Consider the following 20,679-nt stretch of genomic DNA (forward strand, 5'->3'; position numbering starts at 1 on the left):
GGTCGAGGTTATGGGTTCGCGCGGCATGGCGCGAAGCGACTCTCAGGTGGTCCTCAGGCGTTGTCGTGGGTCCGGTCGTTGGTTCTCATTCCGCCGCGCGGCCCGGGATCCAGCCGGAGACGTCGCGCAGACGGCCGCGCCACAACTTGCCCGGCCCGCGGTCGGTCTGGCCCGGGCGGGTGACGTGCGCGTCGCGCAGGTGGATGTACTTCGTCGGCGCGGAGAGCGCCTGGAACTCCCGATAGGAGATCTCCTTGCCGATGTCCCGGCTTTTCACCGCGGCGTGCGCCAGGTCGGACTGCTCCTTCACGTACTCCGCCATGCCGACGTAGTAGGCGTCCTCGTGGTCGTTGAGCTCACTGAGCTCCGCGAACCACTGCCACTCCGGAATCAGATCGCCGTCGACGACGAGACCACCCACGGTCAGGGTGAACGGTGTGCCCGGGTCCACGGGCTCGACGAGCTGATCCGTGAGCGAGACGTAGTTGGCGAGCACGCCGTCCGGTTCCGCCCAGTCGGAGCGGGCGGTGCGGTTGTCAAGCATCGGATCGGACATATCCCTAATTTAGGCCAGGCGGGGGTCAGGCGGGCATGGTTCCGCTGGTCTTGTCTTGTCTTCGAGTGCGCTCTTGTCTTCGAGTGCGCTCTTGTCTTCGAGTGCGCTCTTGTCTTCGAGTGCGCTCGAAGATCTACCGTCGGGCCATGAACGCGAACGAACAGCTGGCGCAGGCTCTGCGGCTCGCCGTCGACCCGCCGGGCGGCGTGTCCGTGCACGCGCTGCAGGACCTGGTCGCCGACGACGACTCCCGGCAGTGGGACATCGCCACGGCTGCCCGGCACGTCGGAGCCAGCCCGCACACGCTGCGCTACTACGAACGTATCGGCCTGGTCACCGTGCCCCGGAACCCGGCAGGGCACCGGATCTACGACACCGCGGCGATCCGGAGGCTGGTGTTCCTGACCCGGATGCGGACCTCGGGGATGCCGATCAGCGACCTGCGGCAGTACATCGACCTGGTGGATCGCGGCGACGTGACCATCCCCGATCGCCTCGACCTGCTCCTGGAGCACCGCGACACGCTGCGTTCCCAGATCGCCCAGCTACAGCTCGCCCTCGCAGCCACGGAATACAAGATCGCGACGTACGGAGGAGCGACCCAGCCATGAGCACCACCCAGCATGATGTCCCCGTCACCGCCCGGCCCGATGGCACCGCCACCGCCCAGCACGATGGTGCCGCCACCGCCCAGCCCGAAGTCACGAGCGCCGCCGCCCAGCACGACGTCACGAGCGTGGCGAGTCGGGACCGGCGCCGGCACGGCCTGGACGTCCTCTCTCGCATCGACGGCGACGCCGGCACGTCCGTGATCGATGCGCTGGCCGGCATCTCACCGGCCCTGGGTCACCACGTGGCGGCGTTCGCGTTCGGCGACATCTACGACCGCCCCGGCCTCGACCCCCGATCCCGGCAGCTGGTCACGATCGGCGTGCTCACCGCCCTGGGCGGCTGCGAACCCCAGCTCAAGGTGCACGTGGGCGCCGCCCTCAACGTAGGCCTGTCCCCCGACGAGATCGTCGAGGCGATGCTGCACGCCACCGTCTACGCCGGCTTTCCCCGCGCGTTGAACGCGACCTTCGCCGCGAAAGAGGTCTTCGAGGCCCGCGGCATCCCCATGCCCCCGACCGGCGATCATGCCTGAGGCTCATATGAGGTATGAGAGATTTCTGTTGGACGGGGCCGCCGGGGGCGAGAACAATTGATGCATGGCGCAGCTTTCATTGTTTCCCGTAAGGCATTTGCGGGTCCCTGCTGCGCGCCGCAATTACTCACCGGAGGCCGAGCAATTCCGGCGCGCTCATAAAGAGCATCGCGCATGGGGCCTGACCCAGCGCCATGCCCGCCGCCTGCGCCAGTTGCGCGCCGCGGCAGCCGATCACGCAGTCTCCCCGCAGCCCACAGAGCCGCCGCCGCGCCCGCTAACCTTACCCGCGCCTACGCCGCCGCCAGCCGCCGCGTCGCTCCCGCCCTCACCACCGCGGACTGCCGCGTCGCCCGCAGGCCAACCGCCGCGCTCGCCGAAACGGCCCATCGCCCTGGCACCGCCAAGACGCCCGGCACCGGCAAGACGCCCCGCACCGCCGGCGATCTCACCTTCGGTTGCCGCACCACCCAGGACCGCGCCACTGGCAACTCCGGCATCAACGGTGACCCCGTCATGGCGCGAGGAGAATCATTTCGCCAGCTTTTCGCCATTCATCCGGAAGCATTCCTGGTTCGCCAGGATAGTCATCATGCAGCGCGGCCGGAGTCCGCCGTTCGTCACCAGAAGAAATGACATTATGTGCTCTGCGCGAATCCGCACAGCGGTAGGTGCAAACCTGCGCAGAGCCGGAGGCAGCGACATCGATCGGACCGCAGATGGCCTCGCTGGCCGTCCTGCGCGGACCACCGAACGGCGAACGAGAGACCGGACCACCGAACGGCGAACGGCGAACGGCGAACGGCGAACGGCGAACGAGAGACCGGACCACCGAACGGCGAACAAGAAACCGGACCACCGAACGGCGAACAAGAGACCGGATCACCGCAGCCGCCGGAGAAAGTGAGCGCGGGGTGAGCTTGACGCTCGCGGGCGTGCCGGCATCGCGGCGGAGCAGCCGGCGACCGGGCCGGGTGTGAGGGCTGCGGTCAGGCGGTTGCTGAGGGGATGGTGGCGGTTCGGGACCAGTCGTGGCCTATGTCGGCCGCGGTGCGCAGGAGTCTGGGGAGGTGGTCGTCCAGCAGGGTGTCCACCGAGGTCTCCGCGGCGTGGACCGTCACGTTCACGGCTGCTACCACCTCGCCGTCGCCGTTGCGGACTCCCGTTGCCACGGAGCGGATGCCGGGGGCCAGGTCCTGGTCGGCCAGGGCCCAGCCCTTCGCCCTCACCTCGCGCAACGTGGACTCCAGTTCGGCCGCGGACGGCTGCCAGCGTGGCGTTATGCCGGAGCGGGACGGCTCGGCCAGGACGCCGGGGACGGCTGCGGGAGGCAGGGCCGCCAGCAGCACCTTGCCGAGCGACGTGGCGGCTGCCGGGAAGCGGGTGCCGATGCTCACGGCCAGGGTCACGATCTTCGGGACGGCGACGCGCGCGACGTACACGATGTCGCTGCCGTCGAGCTGGGCCATCGACGTGGATTCGTTGGTCTGCGCGACGAGTTTCTCCATGTGCGGGCGGGCCACGTCCCACATGCTCAGCGAGTCGATGTAGGCCATTCCCAGGTCGAGCACCCGGGGGGTGAGCGCGTATCCCCGGCCGGCGCCACGGACGTACCCCAGGGTTTCCAGGGTTATCAGGATGCGCCGGACCGTGGGCCGGGCCAGGCCGGTGAGCCCGGCGATCTCGCTGAGCGTCATCGACGGCGTGCCGGGCCGGAAGGTGCGCAGGACGTCGAGGCCGCGCGCGAGCGCCTCGATGAAGTCGGGACCCGCGCCCCTTCCAGTGTCGTTCATCCGCTCAATGCTTCCATTGCGCCGTTCCGGCGTCGTAGTCGGTGTACTGGTACGGGTTGTCGAAGAGCTCGGCCTGCGGCAGGTCCGGGTTCTGCCCGCGCTGCCAGGCCTCCTCGCCGAGCGTCTCGCGCAGGTGGTCGACGGTCGCCGCGACCTTGGCGCGGGCGGTTCGCAGGTCGGCGCCGGCGGGCCGGCCGTCGCTTCTCGCCACGGCGTCGACCAGCCGTCCGTCGCGTTTGACCACGGCGCCGCCGACCACGACCGTGTGCACGTCGCCGCGCTGGGCCTGGAAGACGACGTGGCCGTACGGGTGCAGGATCGGGAACATCGCCGGTGACGCGTCGTTCTTGATCAGCACGACGTCGCCCTTGCGGCCCGGGGTGAGCGCGCCCAGCTCGGCGTCGAGGCCGAGGGCTTTCGCACCGCCGCGGGTGGCCCACTCGACGACCTGCTCGGCGCGCAGGTGGTGGTGGGTGACGGTCTCCTGCTTGCCGTGCGCCTCGAGGTGCTCGCGGGAGCGGTCGGCGCTGAGCGTGGTGCGCATCGCGGAGAACAGGTCGCCGCTCCACCACACGCTGGTGTCCATCGACAGCGACACCGGCACGCCGTGCCGGCGCAGCGCCCAGGTGGGCGGATATCCCTGGCCGGCGCTCTGCTCGCTCTCGGTGGAGACCGAGACCGAGCCGCCGGTCGCGGCGATCCGATGGTACGAGTCGCTGCTCAGCGTCGCGGCGTGCACGTAGACGGTTCCCGGTGTCATGAACCCGTTCTCGTACATGAGCCGGATGCCCTCGTCGTTCGTCGCGCCCCACACGCCGGCGTGGGTGGTGACGGCGACGCCGAGCTCCCGGGCCACCTCGAACGCCGCCTTCTCGGGGAACGCCGGGTCGCCGGTGACGTCGAACGCGAGCTGGAAGCCGGCCAGTCTGCCGCCGTCGACGCGGCGCCGGTGGAAGTCACGGAAGCCGCCGGAGGTCGCCCACTCCCACGGCCCCTGCTGGAGGTTGCCGTAGGCGAGGACGAACCGGCCGGGGACCGACTCCAGGGCGTCGACGGCGGCGTCGGCGTGCTGCGGCGTCTGCAGCCCGTGCGACCAGTCGACGGTGGTGGTGACGCCCGCGTCGATCGCCTCGATCGCCCCGAGCAGGTTCCCGGCGTAGATGTCCTCGGGACGGAAGTGCTTGCCGGATTCGAGGTAGTACCAGACGAAATACTGGGTGAGCGTCCAGTCCGTCCCGTACCCCCGCATGGCGGTCTGCCAGAGGTGCCGGTGCGTGTCGATCATGCCGGGCATCACGATGCCGCCGGACGCGTCGATCACCTCGGCGTCGTCGGGGACGCTCAGGCCGTGACCGACCGCGGCGATCCGGCCGTCCGCCACGAGCACGTCGGCTCCGGGCAGGACGGTGCGGGAATCGTCCATGGTGAGCACGAGGCCGCCGCGGAACACCACGGGTCGTTCGCTCATCTGCCACCCCTCTTCGGACTGCTGTCCGCTCAGCGGGCAGCACTGTCACGACAGCGTGTTCCAGGTCACTTTCGATGTCAAGACGCCGTTGACATCCCGGTGGCGAACATGAAGGCTTACTGCGCGGACAGGTGTCCGCAGAACGGGCGGTACTCATGGTTGAGCAATCCCGGGGCCCACTGGACGGCCTGCTCGTCGCCGACTTCTCGCGCATCCTCGCCGGGCCGTACGCGACGATGCTCCTCGCCGACCTCGGCGCCCAGGTCATCAAGGTGGAGAGTCCGGCCGGCGACGACACCCGGACCTGGATGCCGCCGATCCGCGACGGCGTCGCCACGTACTACCTGGGCATCAACCGCAACAAACGCTCGATCGCGCTGAACCTGAAGGACCCGGACGACCGGGCCGCCGCGCAGGAACTGGCCCGCCGCGCGGACGTGCTGATCGAGAACATGCGGCCCGGCGGCCTCGCCCGCTTCGGCCTGGACTACGACACCGTCGCGGCGTCCAACGCCGGGATCATCTATGCCAGCATCAGCGGATTCGGCTCCGGGGCAGGAGCTTCGATGCCGGGGTACGACCTGATGGTCCAGGCCATCTCCGGGCTGATGAGTCTGACCGGTGATCCGGACGGCTCGCCGTACCGGGCCGGGATCTCGGTCTTCGACGTGATGGCGGGGCTGCACGCGAACATGGGCATCCTGGCCGCCCTGCACCGGCGGGCGGCGACCGGCCGGGGGCAGCACGTCGAGGTCAACCTGCTGAGCTCGGCGCTGTCCGGGCTGGTCAACCACTCGAGTGGATACGTCGCCGGGGGGACGGTTCCCTTTCGGATGGGCAACGCTCACCCGAGCCTGTTCCCGTACGAGCCGCTGCCGACCGCCGACGGCGAACTGATCGTGATCGCCGGCAACGACGGGCAGTTCCGCAAACTCTGTCACGTCCTGGGGTTGCCGGACCTGCCGGGCGATCCGCGGTTCGGGCGCAATCAGGACCGGACCGCGAACCGGGAGCAGCTGCGGCCGCTGCTGGTGGAGCGGCTGGTCACCCGTACCAAAGAGGAATGGTTCCGGGATCTTCTGGCGGCCGGGGTCCCGTGCGCGCCGATCAACACGATCGACGGCGGGGTGGCGCTCGCCGAGGAGCTGGGCCTCGCCCCGGTGGTGACCGTCGAGGGGGTCCCGGGCGTGCGCAACCCGATCACCTTCTCCGAGACACCGGCACGGTACGAGTTGCCGCCGCCCGGGCTGGACGAACACGGTGAGGAGATCCGCGCGTGGCTGAAGGATTGAAGTTTCCCACCGGGCTCGGCACGTCGGACGCCGACTCGATCTCGCTGCTCGGGCAGGACCTCGCGGCCGACCTGATGGGCAAGGTCGGGTTCGGGGAGCTGGCGTTCTGGCTGGTCGCCGGGCGGCGGCCGAACCCCGGCGAGGTGCGGCTGTTCGAGGCGGTGCTCGTCGCGCTCGCCGATCACGGGTTCACCCCGACCGCGATCGCGGCGCGGCTCACCTACCTCTCCGCGCCGGACTCCCTGCAGGGTGCGCTGGCGGCCGGGCTGCTCGGCGGCGGCTCACGGTTTCTCGGGGTGACCGAGGACTGCGGCCGATTCCTCGCGGACGTGCTCGCGGCAGCCGATTCCGACGACTACGACGGCATCGCCCTGCGCGCCGTCGAGGAGGCGAGAGCGGCGAAGCGATTCATTCCCGGGCTGGGCCATCCGGTGCACAAGGAACAGGACCCGCGCACCCCGGTTCTCATCGCGATCGCCACCGAGGAGGGCCTTTACGGGCCCCATTTACGACTGTTCGAGGCGATCGGACGCGTCCATCCGCAGATTCTGCGTCGCACGCTGCCGCTGAACGGCGCGGGAGTGTGCGGCGCGGCCCTCGCCGATCTGGGTCTGCCGGTCGATCTGCTGCGCGGTTTCGCGCTGCTGGCGCGGGCCGCCGGACTGCTCGGGCAGATCGCCGAGGAACGGCGGCGCCCGATCGCGGGCGACATCTATCGGACGGTCGACCGCAACGCCGTCTACGAGCCCTGAATCGCACGGGAGGAAAGCCATGGCCAGCATCGTCGCGGTCATCGCCTCGACGCATCACCCCTTCTACTACCGGGCCAGCACGTCCACCGGCGACGACCGGCCCCCGTTCGCCGACGAGTGGACCCGCAAGATCCTCGCCTTCCGGGAGACGCTGACCCGGGCGAAGCCGGACGTGCTGGTCATGGTCGGCTCTGATCACTTCCATCAGCTGTGGTTGGACAACATGCCGCAGTTCCTGGTCGGCAAGGCGCCGTTCTACGACGCGAACTGGTACAACGAGGAACGCGAGTTCGGGCTGCCGCGGATGGTCCTGAAAGGCCAGGAGGACCTGTCGTCGCACATCCTGCGCTCCGGGCTGGACGCCGGATTCGACCTCGCGTTCAGCAACGAGCTGCGGATCGATCACAGCGTGACCTGCCCGATCATCACGCTGCGCCCCGAGGCCGACCTGCCGATCGTGCCGATCTACACGAACATCTTCGCGCCGCCGCTGCCGCAGCCGTCCCGCTTCGTCAAGCTCGGCGAGACGATCCGGGAGATCGTCGAGCAGTGGCCGTCGCAGCTGCGGGTCGCCGTGATCGGGACCGGTCACCTGTCGCTGGAGCTGGGCGGGCCCCGGCAGTTCGGCCCGCACGGACCGGACCCGGCGTTCGACGAGAAGGCGGTCGGCTGGATCGCCAACGGCGACCTCGACGGCTGCCTGCGCGAGGTCACGCTGGACAGCCTGCACACGCCCGGGAACGCCACCCACGGATTCATGGACTTCATGCTGATGATGGGTGTGGCCGGCGCCGGAGTGAAAGCCGACTACGTCGACACCCTCGACCTGTTCCACACCATGGAGGCGTATTTCACCTGGTATCCGAACGGAGCTCCGGCATGAGCCGTTATCTGCTGAACAAGTTCCTGTTCACCGTGGACCGCGATCCCGCGCTGGTCGAACGCTATCGCGCCGATCCCGGCGAGCTGGTCCGGTGGTGGGAGTCGTCGATGGCCAATACGATTCTGAACTGCCACAGCGGCGAGGCCAGCACGTGGCTCACGTTCACCGCCGAGGAACGGGAGGCTCTGATCGCCCACGACCATGTGCGACTGTTCGGGCTCGGCGCCCACCCGTTTCTGACATTGACGCTGTTCATCGCCATGTTCGAGCGGGACAACACCGAGCCGCTGGAGTATCAGAAGGCGTACGGCACGGCTCTCGCCGCGTTCGCCCTGCCCTATCCGGACATCACCACATGATCGACGCGGCGGTCGTGCGGATCTGCGGGCAGCCTCCGATGCCGGAGCGCCGCCCGGCGCCCGTCCCCGGTGACGGCGAGTTCTGCATCCGGGTCGCGGCGGCGCCGATCACGCCGCTCGACGTGCTCTGCGCGTCGGGGACCAGCTACTTCGGGGTGCCGGCGACGCCGTACGTGCCGGGTGTCCAGGGTGTCGGGCATCTCGACGACGGGACGGCGGTGTGGTTCGCGACGGCGGCCGGGATGCGGCCGGGTGACGGGAGCATGGCGTCGATCGTGACGGCCGCCGGCGACGACGTCGTGACGCTGCCGCCCGGAACTCCGCTGATCCCGGTGGCCGCGCTCGGGCTCTCCGCGGTGGCCGCCCATGCCGCACTGCGGGCGGCCGGCGACGACCTCGGGCAGGTGGTGGTGCTCGGCGCGGGCGGCACGGTCGGGCAGGCCGCGATCCAGCTGGCGCTGCTGGGCGGCGCCCGCCGGGTGATCGCCGTGGCCCGCTCCCCCGAGGCGCTGGCCCGCGCGACCGATCTGGGCGCGGCGGCCACCGTGCCGCTGCTGCCCGGCGACTCCGAGACCGGCCTCGCCGACTGCCTGCGCGACGCCGCGGACGGCCCGGTCGACCTGGTGATCGATCCGGTCTTCGGGATGCCGGCGGCGGCCGCCCTGCGGGTGCTGCGCCCCGGCGGAACCCTGGTCAACCTGGGATCGGCGGCCGGGGCAACCGCGCCGATCGACTCGGCCACCCTGCGCAGCGGGTCGTTGCGCATCGTCGGGCACACCAACAACGCGCTGTCGCCGGCCCAGCGGGCCGGCGCGCTGACCGACATCGCCGCGCACGCGGCGGCCGGGCGTCTCACGGTCGCCCACGAGACGGTTCCGCTGGCGGCGGTCGCCGAGGCGTGGACCCGCCAGGCGATCGGGCTGGCCCGGAGCCGGATGATAATCACCCCATGACCAAGGTAGTGACCTATGTCGAAATGACCTCGCTGGATGACCTCCGGCCCGCCGCGCCGGTCCCGGGTCTCGCCCTGGAACCCCTGGACCCGGCGTCGCCGCTGGTCATCGAGTTGCAGGTCCGGATCGGCGCGCCCTACGGCTGGAAGAGCGCGAGTCGCACCCCCGAGGAGTGGGCCGCCCATCTCGCCGCCCACCCGGACCGGCGCTACTTCGCGGTGACCTTCGAGGGCGAGCCGGCCGGCATGGTGGCCTGCCACCAGCGCCCGGGAGACGACGTGGAGATCGAGACGTTCGGGCTGGTCCCCGAGTTCACCGGCCGGCGGCTGGGCGGGTACGCGCTGACACTCGGCATCCGGCAGGCCTGGTCCCTGACGCCCGGCGTGAAACGCGTCTGGCTGCACACCTCCACCCAGGACCACCCGAACGCGCTGCCCAACTACCACCGGCGGGGCTTTCGCACGTTCGCCACCGAGAGCCGCTGATCGCATGGATGAGTGATGTGCGGGCCGGGCGCCGCGATGCAGGCTCTCCGGCATGGAACGCCCACTCGCCATCACACCCACCACCGAACCGGCCGGGATCCGGCTGCGCGGCACCCTCGGCGCGTCCACGCTGCCCCTCCTGGAGACCTCGCTGGAACGGCTGCTCGACCAGACCGGTGACGTCGTGCTCGACCTGGCCGGCGTGACGTTCGTCGACAGCGCCGGCCTGCGCGCGCTGGTCCGCGCGGCCGCCTCGCTGGAAGCCCGCGGCCGGCGCCTGCTGCTGGAGAACCCCCGCCCTCAGCTGTTCCGGCTCGCCGAGGCCGTCGGATACGGCATTCCGGCCGCCACGATGCAGTCACCTGGCAGATGACGCGCCCGCCGGGCCCGCACAGAATGGCCCGGTGGAGAGGCACGACATGCCGTTGCGGGGACGCGACGGCGAACTGGCGGAACTGACACGGCGGATCGGCACGGTGCACAACGGGGGTGCGTCGATCGTCGTCGTGACGGGTGCGCCGGGCAGCGGCAAGACCCGGCTGCTCCACGAGGCGCAGCGGGTCGCCGCCGCTCGCCACGTGCGGACGGTGCGGCTGGCCGGCGACCCTGACGCCGCTCTGGCGCCCGGCGAGGGCCTGCTGCGCGGGCTGGACATCAGCCCGCCCCGGCAGCCGGGCGCCGAACACCGGTACTGGTTCCTCCAGGAGGTCCAGGACGGCCTGGAGCGCGCCGCCCGCCGGCAACCTCTGCTGATCGCCGTCGACGACCTGCAGTGGTGCGACGACCTCACGCTGCTCGCGCTCCGGGTGCTGCCCGAGCGCCTCGCCGGTTACCCGATCCTCTGGCTCCTCGCCGGCCGGGAGACCGAATCCTCCCCCGGGTACGTGAACACCCTCGCCCGCCTCGACGCCGGTGGCGCCACCACCCTGATTCTCGGTGACCTCGACGACGACGCGGCCGCCCGGATGGCCGCCGACGTGCTCGGCGCCGCGCCTTCCGGCGAGCTGCTCGACCTGGCCCGGAGCGCCGGGAACAGCCCGCTGCTGATCCGCGAGCTGATGACCGGCATCCGCGAGGAGGGACGCGCCGACCTGCCCACCCGCGTCCGCACCCTGGTGCAGCGGCGTCTCGCCCGGCTGCCGCGCGACACCCGCGCCGTCCTCGAGGTGGCCTCGGTGCTGTCGCGCCGCCTGCTCGTACCCTGTCTCGCTGATCTTCTGCGCCGGACCCCGGCGCAGCTGCTCGACTCGGTCCGCGTGGCGCTCGCCGAGGATCTGCTCCGCAGCGAGGGCGAGGAACTGGTGTTCCGGCACGATCTGGTGCGCGAGGCGATCCGGGCGACGGTGCCGCCGCCGGTGGCACGGGCCCTGCGCCGGGAGGCCGCCGCGGCCGCCGCCCGGTCGGGTTCCGGCCCGCTCGAGGTGGCCGCGCTGATGGCCGACAGCGCGGAACCCGGTGACCAGGAGGCGATCGCGGCGTTGCGCACCGCCGCCGCGCGGCTCGCCGCCGACACGCCGGCCGGCGCCGCCGACCTGAGCCGCCGGGCCCTCGCCCTGACCCGGGCCGGCACCACACAGCACCAGGAGGTCACCGCCGAGACGGTCCGGCTGTTGTGGCTGGCCGGGCGCGCCCACGAGGCCACCGTCCTGGGCCGCACCCTGCTCCACGACGACCTGGCGCCCGAGGCGGAGGCCGCCGCCCGGATCGGCATCGCCGCGGTCTGCAGCCAGTACTCGTTCGCCGAGGCGGTCCGGCAGTGCGCGATCACCGCCGGCCTTCCCGGGCTGTCCACGCGGACCAGGACGTCGGCGCTCGCCCTGATGGGCGTGAACCAGACCATGACCGGTGACATCACCGGCGCCGGGACGACGCTGGCCGAGGTGCTCCGGGACGCCGACGAGCCGCATCGGGCCCTCGCCCTGGCCGCGCTGTCGGTCGTCGCCCTCTACCGCGACGACTGGGCCGGCGCCACCGAACTGGCCGACGAGGTCGTCAAGGCCCGGGCCGGGGCCGATCTGTGGGGGCCGACGCAGTGGCGCGGCTACCTCGACGCCCTGGCCGGGCGGCCGGACCTGGCCCTGGAGCACGCCGCGTCCGGGATGCGGGTGGCGCAGCGCGACGGCCAGGCCTGGCAGGTGCGGCAATGGAGCATGGACCGGTGCCGGCTGCTCTTCGACGCCGGCCGGCTCGACGACGCCCGCGCCGAGGCGGAGGGCGTCCTCGCGATGGCCGACGAGCTGGGCGCGGGCAACTACGCCGACTGCACCGCCCTGGTCACCGCGGCGCGGGTGGCGCTGCACACCGGTGACCTGGCCGCGGCCCGCCGTTACGACGCGGACGCCGAACGGATGCGGGCCGACGAGGCGCCGCTGGTCCGCCGCGCGGGCCGCTGGATCGGCGCGCTCGTCGCGGTCGCCCACGACCGCGACCCGGACCGGATCCGGCAGCTGCTTGCCGAGGCCGCCGGCACGTTCGGCAGTCCCGGTCCCGCGCTCGGCTCGCCGATGGACCCCGCCGACGACGTGACGTTCGTGCGGATCGCGCTGTCGATCGGCGAACACGGCTGGGCGGGCCGGGCGGTGGCGGCCGCCGAGCAGCGGAGCGCGGCCAATCCGTCGTACCCGTTCCTCGCCGCGACCGCCGGGCACGCCCGCGGCCTGCTCGACGGCGACCGGCACCGGATCCTCGCCGCGATCGAGACATACCGGGCGTTTCCCCGGCCGCTGCCGCTCGCCGCCGCCCTCGAGGACGCCGACGGACACGAGGAGGCGCTGACCGTTTATGACCGTGTCGGTGCCACCCGCGACGCGGCCCGCGTGCGCGGTGAGCTGCGCCGCCGGGGCATCCACCGCCGTCCCGCTGCCCCCGGCCGCCGCGGGCGCGGACCGCTGGTCCCGGCTGACCGTCACCGAGCTCGCCGTCGTCGAGAAGATCGCCGCCGGGGCCACCAACCGGGAGGTCGCGGCCGCCATGTTCCTGTCACCGCACACCGTGAACACCCATGTCCGACATGCTTTCACGAAGCTGGGCATAACTCCCGCGTCGAGTTGACCCGGCTCGCGGTCCGGCACCTAGTAGTGCTTTGTCATGATCCGCGTCGGCGGGCTCGTTTCCGTTGCGGGAACGGGGTTCGGCAGGTCGGGCATGCGCCGATGAGGTAGACGAGCAGGAGTTGCAGGCGTCGGAGTACGGCGTAGAGGGTCATTCCGGCGCATGGGTTTTTGGGTCGAGGCGTTGCAGGGTGAGGAAGATGTGTGCCGCGGAGACGAGGGTGACGTGGTGGTGCCATCCCTGCCAGGTGCGGCCTTCGTAGTGGTCGAGGCCGAGACCGGTCTTGACTTCGCGGTAGTCGTGTTCGATGCGCCAGCGCAGTTTCGCCCAGCGGATCAGGGTGCGTCTCGCGGTCCGGGCGGGTAGGTCAGAGAGCCAGTACTTGATCGGCTCCGGGTTGCCGGGCGGCCATTCGGCGATGAGCCAGGCCTCAGGTAGGTCCTCGCCGCGGTGCGCGGACAGCAGGGTTCGCCCGGCCGGACGGACCCGGGTGAACACGAAGTGCGAGGACATCAGGAGCGGACGGCCGCCGCGGCTGCGGGAGCCGGGTCGCCAGGTCACTCTCCGGGCTTTGCCGGTGCCGGTGGTGATCAGTTCGGTGAGGGTCGGCGCCGGCTGCTGGTAGCGGGGCGTGGGATAGGAGCCGACGCCGGCGTAGTCCCCGGCCGTGCGGATCGTCGAGGCCGGGTAAGCGGTGAGCCTGCCGCTGACCTGCACCAGGTGGGGCAGCCCGCGTTCGGTCAGGGCGAGGCGGAACTCTGCGGCGTCGCCGTAGCCGCAGTCGGCCACGATCAGCGGCGGGCGATGTCCCCATCGCAGCAGTTCGTCGATCATGTCCAGGGCGAGGCGCCACTTCTCCCGATGGGTCACGTCGTCGCTGATCCCGGCGCGGCGGCGACGGTTGTGGACATCGCTGGTGGCCTTGGGTGAGGCGGGATCCCAGGACTCCGGCAGAAACAGTCGCCAGTCCACGGGGCAGGATGCGGTGTCGGTGACCATGCTGACGCTTACGGCGATCTGGCAGTTGGTGACCTTGCCCGCGGTGCCGGTGTACTGCCGGGCCACACACGGCGAAGCGGTGCCGCATTTGAGCAGGCCGGTGTCGTCGATGGCCCATGCCGTCGGGACGATCGCCTGGTCGGCCAGCGCGGCGATCCGTCGCCGGACCGGCTCGACCTGCCACGGACTGTTGGTCACGAAGTGGTTCAACGCCTGCTCATGCACGCCCTGCAGCCGAGCGGCCATCGGCTGGATCGACTTACGCCGTCCGTCGATCATCAGCCCTTGCAGATACGCGGCCGCACGATCCTGCCAGCCGGCCCTGGTCAGCGAGGCGAACACGTCCGACGCGAACTCGGCCAAGTCGTCACGCAACCGGTCAGCCTCAGCAACGTCCATACCTCAACGACAGCAACCCACCGTCAACAAGTCACCATCAGCCACTCGAAAGTGACAAAGCACTACTAGGCGGCTGACGAGAACTCCATCACTGCAGCTTGGGTGGCCATCCGGCGGGTGCGCAGACTGGGTCCGTGGATCACGAGGAGGACGCGCCAGGGCTCATCGGCCGAGCCGGCGTGTGGGCCGAACTGAGCGCCATCCTCGACCCGTCCCGACCGGAAACGACCATCGCCCTGCTGACCGGCCCGGCCGGCATCGGAAAGACCGCGCTCCTCAGCGCTTTCACCGGCGAGGCGGTGCGGCGCGGGCTTCCCACCATCAGGTACGGCGATTTATCCTCCCTTGTCGGTGTGAAACACTCTGACTCCGAGCCAGGCGCCGCGCTCGATCCGGGACCGGGCACCGACCCGCTCGCGCTGCGGGCCGCGCTTTTCGCCGAGGTGACCCGGCGGGCCGGTGACCGGCTCGTGGTGCTCGTCGCCGACGACGCCGACCGGCTCGACCCGTGCGCCGCCGACCTGCTCACGGCCCTGGCCGCCGCGATCGTCTGGCGGCAGGTCCCGGCGCTGGCCCTGGTCACCGCCCGGACCGATCGGGCCCCCGCCGACCTGGCCGACCTGATCCCTGCGATCCCGGTGCCGCCTCTCACCGACCGGGAGGCGGAACGGCTGCTCGATCGGCTGCCCGGCGCACCCCGCGGAACCGCCCGCGTCGGCCTGCTCCGCCGCGCCGCGGGCAACCCGCTTGCGCTGCGCGAGTTCGCGCCCGGCCCGTCGCACGACTACGACCAGCGGATCCGCGCCCTGCCCGCTCTCACGCTGCGGGCGCTCACCCTGGTGGCGGCCGGCGAACCGGACCTGTCCGTGATCGCCCGCGCCGACCCCGCCGCCACCCTGGCCGCCTGGCAGCCCGCCGAGGAGGCCGGCCTGGTCGTGGTCGCCGGCGGCACGGCCCGTTTCACCCACCCGCTGGCCGAGCAGGCCGTGCTCGCGGCCGCCGGACCGGGCGCGCTGCACCACGCCCACCAGGACCTCGCCGCGGTGACCACCGACCCGCACCGGGCGCTCTGGCACCGGGCCGCCGTCGCCACGGGCACCGACCCGGAACTGGCCGCCGAGCTGATCGCCGCGGCCGGCCGGCTCGGCGGCACGGCCGCGACCACCGCCGTGAGCCTGCTGGACCGGGCGGCCGCGCTCTCCCCCGCGTCGCGGCGGGCAGCGGTCCTGCTGGAGGCCGCCGGCCGCGCGGGCGCCGTGGGCCGGATGGCGTGGGCCGCCGAGATCGTGGACCGGGCCCGCGCTGCGCTGCTCCCCGGCACACCCGCGCAGCTCACGGCGACGGTCGCCGCCCTGTCGTCGTGGCTGCTCACCATGCGGGGCCGCGTCCACGAGGCGGCGAACGTGCTGGTCGCGGCGCTGCACGCGGCCGACGACCGGGCGACGGTGACGACCGTGGCGGCCACCGCGGGCCTCCCGGCCTTCCTGCTCGGCGAGGGCCCGCTCACCGACGTCCTGCGCGCCGCCCTCACCGCCGCCCCGGCGCCGCGCGCCGCGGCTACCCCCGGCCCACCGGCGCCCGAACCCCACGCCGCCACCACCCCCGCGCCGCCCGAGCCCCACGCCGCCACCACCCCCGCGCCGCCCGAGCCCCACGCCGCGGCAACCCCGCCGCTCGACCCGGCGTCGCTCTACCCGCTTGCGGTGGTTGCTCCGGACGAGCGGGTCCGTGCGGCCGTGCTGGACATCCCGGCGCCCGCGGAGCCCGCGCAGATCGGGCCCGTGTCGGCGATCGGCGGCGCGGCGCTGCTGCTCGACGAGCCGGAACACGCGCTGCGGCTGCTCGAACCCGCGGCCACCGCCGTGGCGCGCGGCGCCGCGACGGGCGTGTTCCTCTCCGCGCCCGGCGGGGCCTGCTGGGCGCTGATCGACCTCGGTCGGTGGGTGGAGGGCGAGCAACTGCTGGTGCCGGTGCTGTCGTCGCCGGTCTCCGCCGAGGCGGTGAGCGTGCGCGGCTGGGCGTACACCCAGCTCGCCGTGATCGCCCTGCACCGCGGGCACCGGGACCAGGCCGCTGACCTGCTGCGACGCTCGGAACACGAGGGCCTGCCGGCGCTCGCGGTCCGGGTGCGGCAGGCGCAGGCCCAGGCCGCGGCCGCGGCCGGCGATCACGAGTCGGCGTACCGGCTGCTCAGCGACGTGCTCACCGGCACCCACTTCTGGGAGCTGCTCCTGCTGCCCGATGTGGTCGCCGCGGCCATGCACATCGGACTCGGCGAGCAGGCCGCCACGCGATGCGCGCACGTGCGGGACCGGTTCGCGGGCCGCTGGCTCACCGCACGCCAGCGCACCCTGATCGCCGCCGGCGACGCGCTCGCCGATCCCGACCCTGCGGCCGCCGCGGACCGGCTCGCGCCGCTGGTCGACGCGGCCGAGACCCGGCGGCGGCCGTTCGAACGGGCGGTTCTCGCCGTCGAGCTGGCCGACCGCTGGCGACGGTCCGCGCGGGCGCGGCGGGCCACCGAGATGCTCGTGGACGCGCTCGACACGTTCGAACGGCTCGGCGCCTCCGGATGGGCCGCGAGGGTACGCGCCGACCTGCGCACACCGGCCACCGCCGCGACCGCCGCCGACCCGTTCGCCGCGCTCAGCGCCCAGCAGCAGCAGATCGCCCGGCTCGCCGCCGAGGGACTCACCAACCGGGAGATCGCGGCCCGGCTGTTCCTGTCGCCGCGTACCGTCGCCTCCCACCTCTACCGGATGTTCCCGCAGCTCGGCGTGAGCAACCGGACCCAGCTCGCCGACCTGCTCAGCAGTCATCTGACAGACGACCGGGCGGCCGGCGGCGGGCAGGATCTCACACGTCCGACAGACGGGAGAGCGCCGTGACGCCACTCGACGAGGCGGCCCGGATGCTGGTCGACGGCTCCCGGCTGCCACCGTTCCACTACGCGATCGGCCCGGACGACGCCCGCCGAGCGTTGCGCCTGGTCCAGGCCCCGCCCGCCGCGATGCCGGGCGTCGAGCACCGGGTCGTCGCGGTGCCGACGGCCGCCGGGGACCTCACCACCCACGTGATCACCCCGAGCGGTCCGCCGGCGGCGCCGCGACCGGCCATCCTGTACGCGCACGGCGGCGGCTGGCTGACCGGCGGCTGGGAGACCCATCACCGGCTGGCCGTGCGGATGTGCCGGGACACCGGCGCGATCGTGGTGATGCCCGCCTACACGCGGGTGCCGGAGGCCCGGCATCCGGTGGCGATCGGGCAGCTCGCGGCGGCGCTCGGGTGGATCCGGGACGGGGGGCTACCCACCGGTGCGGACCTGCCCGCCGACCGGGACCGGATCGCGCTGGTCGGTGACTGCGCCGGAGCGACGATGACGCTGGAGCTCGCTCTCCGGGAGGGCGGCGCCGCCCGTACCCTGGTGTTGCTCTATCCCCTCGGACTGCCCGCGGCGGGCGACCGGTCGGCGCGGGCGTTCGCCACCGGCGCCGGCTTGCGCCTCGCCGACGTGCGTCACCTGCACCAGCGGTACGCGCCGCGGGCCCGCTATCCGGACCCGCTCGCGGCCGAGGACGTGAGCGGGCTGCCGCCGACCCTGCTGATCACCGCTGAGGTGGATCCGACCCGGGACACCGCGGAACGGCTCGGCAACCGGCTGCGCGCGGCGGGTGTGCCGGTCACGGCCGCGCGCTATCTGGGCACGGTCCACGACTTCGCGGTGCTCGACGCGCTGCGCTGGACTCCGGCCGCCGAGGCCGCGCTCGGCCAGGTCACCGATCACCTGCGGGACGCGTTCGGGGTGGTCGCGTGATCGTCGGGCGCGATGCCGAGCTGGCCTCGATCGACGCCGCGTTGCGGGACGGGCGCCGCCTGCTGATCACCGGCGGGCGCGGGACCGGGCGGTCGGCGCTGCTCGCCGAGGCGGCTCGCCGGCACGCCTCGGCGGGGGCGACGGTGCTGGTGGTGGGCGCGCTTCCGGGTGACCGCGGGGTGCCCGGCGCGGGGCTGCAACGGCTGCTCCACCCGGTACGGGACGAGGCGCCGGTGGGGCTCGCCTTCCTGTGGGGGACGGCTCACGGCGCGGGGCACGACGTGGGCGCGGCCGTCGATGCGCTGGCGGCCCGGCTCGCGGCCAGGGGTCCGGTGCTGTGGTGCGTCGACGACCTGGAACGGCTCGACGAGCTGTCCCGGACCGCGATCCTGCGGCAGCGCCACGCCACGGTCCTCGCCACCGGAGCCACCGGAGCCACCTGGGCCACCGGAGACGCCGGAGACACGGGGAACGCCGGTGGCAGCAGGAACGGCGGAGCCACCGGGGACACGGTGCTCAGGCCGTACCTGATGATCGAGCTGGACCGGCTCTCCCCGGCCGATGCCACCGCTCTGCTGGCAGGGATGCCCGGCCTGGCCGGGCATCCCGGCGCCCGGCTCGTGCTCGCCCAGGCCGCCGGCAACCCCCTGGCCCTCACCGAGCTGGCCCGGAACCTGGTGTCCGGCCCGCCGATCACGCCGGCCACCACCGAGCTGCCCGTCCCGGACCGGCTGCGCCGCGCTCTCGCACCCACCGTCGACGATCTCGATCCGGTACGGATGCGGGCCGCGCTGCTCGCCGCGTTCGCCGCCGAGACACCCGGACCGGCCACCGCGGCCGCCCTCGCGGTGCTGGTCTCGCCGGACGTGTGGCAGTGGCTGGTCGCCGACGGGGTGCTGCGGCCCGGCAGACGGCGCCGGTTCACGCATCCGGTGGTCCGGGCCGCGGTGATCGACCGGGCCGGGCACGCGCAGCGCCGCGACGCCCGGCATCAACTGGCCGCGCTGCTGCCGGCCGGTGGCCCGGCGCGCGCCTGGCACACCGCGCACGCCGAACCGGTTCCCGGCGAGACCCTGGCCGGTGTGCTCGACGCCGCCGGCGGTGAGCTGCTCGCGGCGGGACGGCTGCGCGCCGCCGGGTACGCGCTCGGCCTCGCCGCACGGCTCAGCGGTGATCCGGCGCGGGCGCTCGCCCGGCAGCGGCGGGCCGCCTACAGCGCGCACCTGGCCGGCGAACAGGCCTGGTCACGACAGCTGGCGCCGCCCGGGACGGGCGCCGGGGTGCCCGGCGACGCGACGGCCGTCATCGACGTGCCGGAGATCGCGCCGCTGCTGTTGCGGGCCTGGCTGCGGGGCGACGAGGATGCCCGGGAGGCGGTGCGTGACCTGCTGGGATCGGGCCGTCCGGTCGCCGGGCCGATCGTGGCGGTGTGGGCGAGCGCGATCGTCGAGGACACCGACCCGGACGGGGCCGCGGAACGGATGCTGCACCAGCGGGTCCGGCCGTCCCGCCGGGATCCGATGAGTCCCGAGCAGCGGCAGATGGTGCTGGGGACGATCGCACTGGCGCGGCACGAGACGGTGGCGGCGGTTCGCTACATGAGCCGTTCGGTGGAGCTGGTCGCGCACGGTTCGCTGCATGAGCCGATCGCGCATTGCGGGCTGGCCGGGGCGCGTTATGACCTCGGGGAGCTGGACGCGGCCGCCGATCATGCCGTGCGGACGCTCGCCGCGCTCGGCGTGCCGGCCGATGCCGGCAGCGCGGGCGGCGCTTCCGGTTTCAGCGGCGCGATCGGTGCCGCGGGCGGCGCATCCGGTTTCAGCGGCGCGATCGGTGCAGCGGCCGGTCGGGCCGAGGGCTCCGGGGTGCACGACGATCTGCGGGCCGGGGCGCTCGCCGTGCTCGCGAGCGTCGCGGTGCTCCGGGAGGACGCCGACGCCGAGGAGTGGGTGCGCCGGGCCCGCGCCGGCCTGCGTCCCGCCGACCAGGCCGCCCACGACCTGCGGCTGGTCCGCGCCCAGGGCCTGATCGCCGGGATGCGCGGGCGTCACGAGCTGGCGTTCCGGCGGCTGCGCCGGCTGCACCACCCGGACGGCCGGCCGGTCCACCACCGTCTCTCCGACCTCGGGCTGGCCGACCTGGCCCGGGTCGCGGTGATCCTCGGCCGCGACGACGAGGTCCGCCCGCTGGTCGAGGCCGCGACACCCCGGATCCGGGCACTGCGGTCGGTGCGGGCCAGCGCGATCCACCACCGGGCGCTGGCGCTGCTCGCCGGAACATCGGAACAGGCCGAGACGTACTTCCGGCTCGCCCTCGCCGACCCGGCCAGCGACGTCTGGGCGGTCGAGCGGGCGCTGACCCGGATGGACTACGCCGCGTGGCTGCGCCGCCGCCAGCGTCCCGCCGAGTCAAGGCCGCTGCTGGAGGCGGCCCGCGACGTCTTCGCCGCCGCCGGTCTGACCGCCTGGCAGGAGCGCGCCGAGGCGGAACTGGCCGCGGCCGGGCCACCGTCGCGCCCCGGGCTGCTCACCCCGCAACAGCATCAGGTCGTCATGCTGGCCGCGCAGGGACTCACGAATCCGCAGATCGCCGCCCGGCTCGGGCTGTCCGCGCGCACGGTCGGCATCCACCTCAGCCGTGCCTACCCGATCCTCGGCGTGACCCGGCGCTCCCAGCTTCCTCTCGTGATGCAGTAATTCAACAGACGACGACCACCATCCGGTACGGGCAT

17 protein-coding genes are annotated in these 20,679 nt (G+C 72.9%); 13 read left to right on the forward strand and 4 right to left on the reverse strand.

Features of this window, described 5'->3' with window-relative positions; translation table 11 throughout:
* Nucleotides 1-85 precede the first annotated feature (85 nt).
* The gene (locus tag AMIS_RS22495) at nucleotides 86-556 is read right to left on the reverse strand and encodes a hypothetical protein (protein WP_014444685.1); all 471 of its coding nucleotides are present in this window, start codon (nucleotides 554-556) and stop codon (nucleotides 86-88) included.
* A gap of 146 nt (nucleotides 557-702) precedes the next feature.
* Between AMIS_RS22495 and AMIS_RS22500 the strand changes: the two genes are divergently transcribed.
* Both AMIS_RS22500 and AMIS_RS22505 read left to right on the forward strand, forming a co-directional pair.
* Nucleotides 703-1,167, forward strand: a complete 465-nt coding sequence (locus AMIS_RS22500; protein WP_014444686.1) for a MerR family transcriptional regulator — start codon at nucleotides 703-705, stop codon at nucleotides 1,165-1,167.
* Nucleotides 1,164-1,700 (forward strand): carboxymuconolactone decarboxylase family protein, encoded by a 537-nt coding sequence (locus AMIS_RS22505; RefSeq protein ID WP_014444687.1) that lies wholly within the window; start codon nucleotides 1,164-1,166, stop codon nucleotides 1,698-1,700. Before AMIS_RS22500 ends, AMIS_RS22505 begins: the two co-directional genes overlap by 4 nt.
* 989 nt (nucleotides 1,701-2,689) lie before the next feature.
* Here AMIS_RS22505 and AMIS_RS22510 read toward each other — a convergent pair.
* Entirely contained in the window at nucleotides 2,690-3,493 is an 804-nt protein-coding gene (locus AMIS_RS22510) for an IclR family transcriptional regulator domain-containing protein (protein ID WP_014444688.1), read from the reverse strand.
* Between the two features lie 4 nt (nucleotides 3,494-3,497).
* On the reverse strand, nucleotides 3,498-4,961 hold the full coding sequence (locus AMIS_RS22515; RefSeq protein WP_014444689.1) for an amidohydrolase family protein: 1,464 nt from the start codon (nucleotides 4,959-4,961) through the stop codon (nucleotides 3,498-3,500).
* A gap of 155 nt (nucleotides 4,962-5,116) precedes the next feature.
* On the opposite strand from AMIS_RS22515, the gene AMIS_RS22520 reads away from it, so the two are divergent.
* From AMIS_RS22520 to AMIS_RS45095, 8 genes are read left to right on the forward strand one after another with little or no spacing between them, the layout of a single operon-like run.
* Entirely contained in the window at nucleotides 5,117-6,253 is a 1,137-nt protein-coding gene (locus AMIS_RS22520) for a CaiB/BaiF CoA transferase family protein (RefSeq protein WP_014444690.1), read from the forward strand.
* On the forward strand, nucleotides 6,238-7,005 hold the full coding sequence (locus AMIS_RS22525) for a citryl-CoA lyase (protein WP_014444691.1): 768 nt from the start codon (nucleotides 6,238-6,240) through the stop codon (nucleotides 7,003-7,005). The genes AMIS_RS22520 and AMIS_RS22525 overlap by 16 nt, the downstream gene beginning before the upstream one ends.
* Before the next feature lie 19 nt (nucleotides 7,006-7,024).
* Nucleotides 7,025-7,888, forward strand: coding sequence for a DODA-type extradiol aromatic ring-opening family dioxygenase (locus tag AMIS_RS22530; RefSeq protein ID WP_014444692.1), 864 nt, complete (start codon nucleotides 7,025-7,027; stop codon nucleotides 7,886-7,888).
* Nucleotides 7,885-8,247: a hypothetical protein gene (locus AMIS_RS22535; protein WP_014444693.1), complete on the forward strand. Its 363-nt coding sequence runs from the start codon at nucleotides 7,885-7,887 to the stop codon at nucleotides 8,245-8,247. Before AMIS_RS22530 ends, AMIS_RS22535 begins: the two co-directional genes overlap by 4 nt.
* Nucleotides 8,244-9,200 (forward strand): quinone oxidoreductase family protein, encoded by a 957-nt coding sequence (locus AMIS_RS22540; protein ID WP_014444694.1) that lies wholly within the window; start codon nucleotides 8,244-8,246, stop codon nucleotides 9,198-9,200. The genes AMIS_RS22535 and AMIS_RS22540 overlap by 4 nt, the downstream gene beginning before the upstream one ends.
* Nucleotides 9,197-9,685: a GNAT family N-acetyltransferase gene (locus AMIS_RS22545; protein WP_014444695.1), complete on the forward strand. Its 489-nt coding sequence runs from the start codon at nucleotides 9,197-9,199 to the stop codon at nucleotides 9,683-9,685. Before AMIS_RS22540 ends, AMIS_RS22545 begins: the two co-directional genes overlap by 4 nt.
* Nucleotides 9,686-9,737: 52 nt before the next feature.
* Complete coding sequence (locus AMIS_RS40735) at nucleotides 9,738-10,058, forward strand: STAS domain-containing protein (RefSeq protein WP_014444696.1); 321 nt, start codon at nucleotides 9,738-9,740, stop codon at nucleotides 10,056-10,058.
* A 31-nt stretch (nucleotides 10,059-10,089) separates the two neighbouring features.
* Nucleotides 10,090-12,846, forward strand: coding sequence for an AAA family ATPase (locus tag AMIS_RS45095; protein ID WP_051042112.1), 2,757 nt, complete (start codon nucleotides 10,090-10,092; stop codon nucleotides 12,844-12,846).
* 40 nt (nucleotides 12,847-12,886) lie between these two features.
* On the opposite strand, the gene AMIS_RS22560 is transcribed toward AMIS_RS45095, so the two are convergent.
* Complete coding sequence (locus AMIS_RS22560) at nucleotides 12,887-14,134, reverse strand: IS701 family transposase (RefSeq protein ID WP_014443070.1); 1,248 nt, start codon at nucleotides 14,132-14,134, stop codon at nucleotides 12,887-12,889.
* A gap of 134 nt (nucleotides 14,135-14,268) precedes the next feature.
* Here AMIS_RS22560 and AMIS_RS22565 point away from each other — a divergent pair, with 134 nt between their 5' ends.
* The 3 genes from AMIS_RS22565 to AMIS_RS22575 are packed head-to-tail and all read left to right on the forward strand — an operon-like array spanning nucleotide 14,269 to nucleotide 20,644.
* Nucleotides 14,269-17,022: a LuxR family transcriptional regulator gene (locus AMIS_RS22565; protein WP_157434976.1), complete on the forward strand. Its 2,754-nt coding sequence runs from the start codon at nucleotides 14,269-14,271 to the stop codon at nucleotides 17,020-17,022.
* Nucleotides 17,019-17,948 carry an alpha/beta hydrolase gene (locus AMIS_RS22570; RefSeq protein WP_014444699.1) on the forward strand — a complete coding sequence of 310 codons (930 nt, stop codon included), beginning with the start codon at nucleotides 17,019-17,021 and terminating at the stop codon, nucleotides 17,946-17,948. The genes AMIS_RS22565 and AMIS_RS22570 overlap by 4 nt, the downstream gene beginning before the upstream one ends.
* Entirely contained in the window at nucleotides 17,945-20,644 is a 2,700-nt protein-coding gene (locus tag AMIS_RS22575) for a helix-turn-helix transcriptional regulator (protein ID WP_014444700.1), read from the forward strand. The genes AMIS_RS22570 and AMIS_RS22575 overlap by 4 nt, the downstream gene beginning before the upstream one ends.
* The last annotated feature ends 35 nt before the right edge of the window (nucleotides 20,645-20,679 follow it).

The organism is Actinoplanes missouriensis 431 (assembly GCF_000284295.1).
In the GTDB taxonomy this organism is placed as follows: Bacteria; Actinomycetota; Actinomycetes; order Mycobacteriales; family Micromonosporaceae; genus Actinoplanes; species Actinoplanes missouriensis.

What these genes read in the sequence shown, in the direction of transcription:
- AMIS_RS22495 (WP_014444685.1), bottom strand. Translation starts at nt 556, where the DNA reads ATGTCCGATCCGATGCTTGACAACCGCACCGCCCGCTCCGACTGGGCG.
- AMIS_RS22500 (WP_014444686.1), top strand. Translation starts at nt 703, where the DNA reads ATGAACGCGAACGAACAGCTGGCGCAGGCTCTGCGGCTCGCCGTCGAC.
- AMIS_RS22505 (WP_014444687.1), top strand. Translation starts at nt 1,164, where the DNA reads ATGAGCACCACCCAGCATGATGTCCCCGTCACCGCCCGGCCCGATGGC.
- AMIS_RS22510 (WP_014444688.1), bottom strand. Translation starts at nt 3,493, where the DNA reads ATGAACGACACTGGAAGGGGCGCGGGTCCCGACTTCATCGAGGCGCTC.
- AMIS_RS22515 (WP_014444689.1), bottom strand. Translation starts at nt 4,961, where the DNA reads ATGAGCGAACGACCCGTGGTGTTCCGCGGCGGCCTCGTGCTCACCATG.
- AMIS_RS22520 (WP_014444690.1), top strand. Translation starts at nt 5,117, where the DNA reads ATGGTTGAGCAATCCCGGGGCCCACTGGACGGCCTGCTCGTCGCCGAC.
- AMIS_RS22530 (WP_014444692.1), top strand. Translation starts at nt 7,025, where the DNA reads ATGGCCAGCATCGTCGCGGTCATCGCCTCGACGCATCACCCCTTCTAC.
- AMIS_RS22535 (WP_014444693.1), top strand. Translation starts at nt 7,885, where the DNA reads ATGAGCCGTTATCTGCTGAACAAGTTCCTGTTCACCGTGGACCGCGAT.
- AMIS_RS22540 (WP_014444694.1), top strand. Translation starts at nt 8,244, where the DNA reads ATGATCGACGCGGCGGTCGTGCGGATCTGCGGGCAGCCTCCGATGCCG.
- AMIS_RS22545 (WP_014444695.1), top strand. Translation starts at nt 9,197, where the DNA reads ATGACCAAGGTAGTGACCTATGTCGAAATGACCTCGCTGGATGACCTC.
- AMIS_RS40735 (WP_014444696.1), top strand. Translation starts at nt 9,738, where the DNA reads ATGGAACGCCCACTCGCCATCACACCCACCACCGAACCGGCCGGGATC.
- AMIS_RS22560 (WP_014443070.1), bottom strand. Translation starts at nt 14,134, where the DNA reads ATGGACGTTGCTGAGGCTGACCGGTTGCGTGACGACTTGGCCGAGTTC.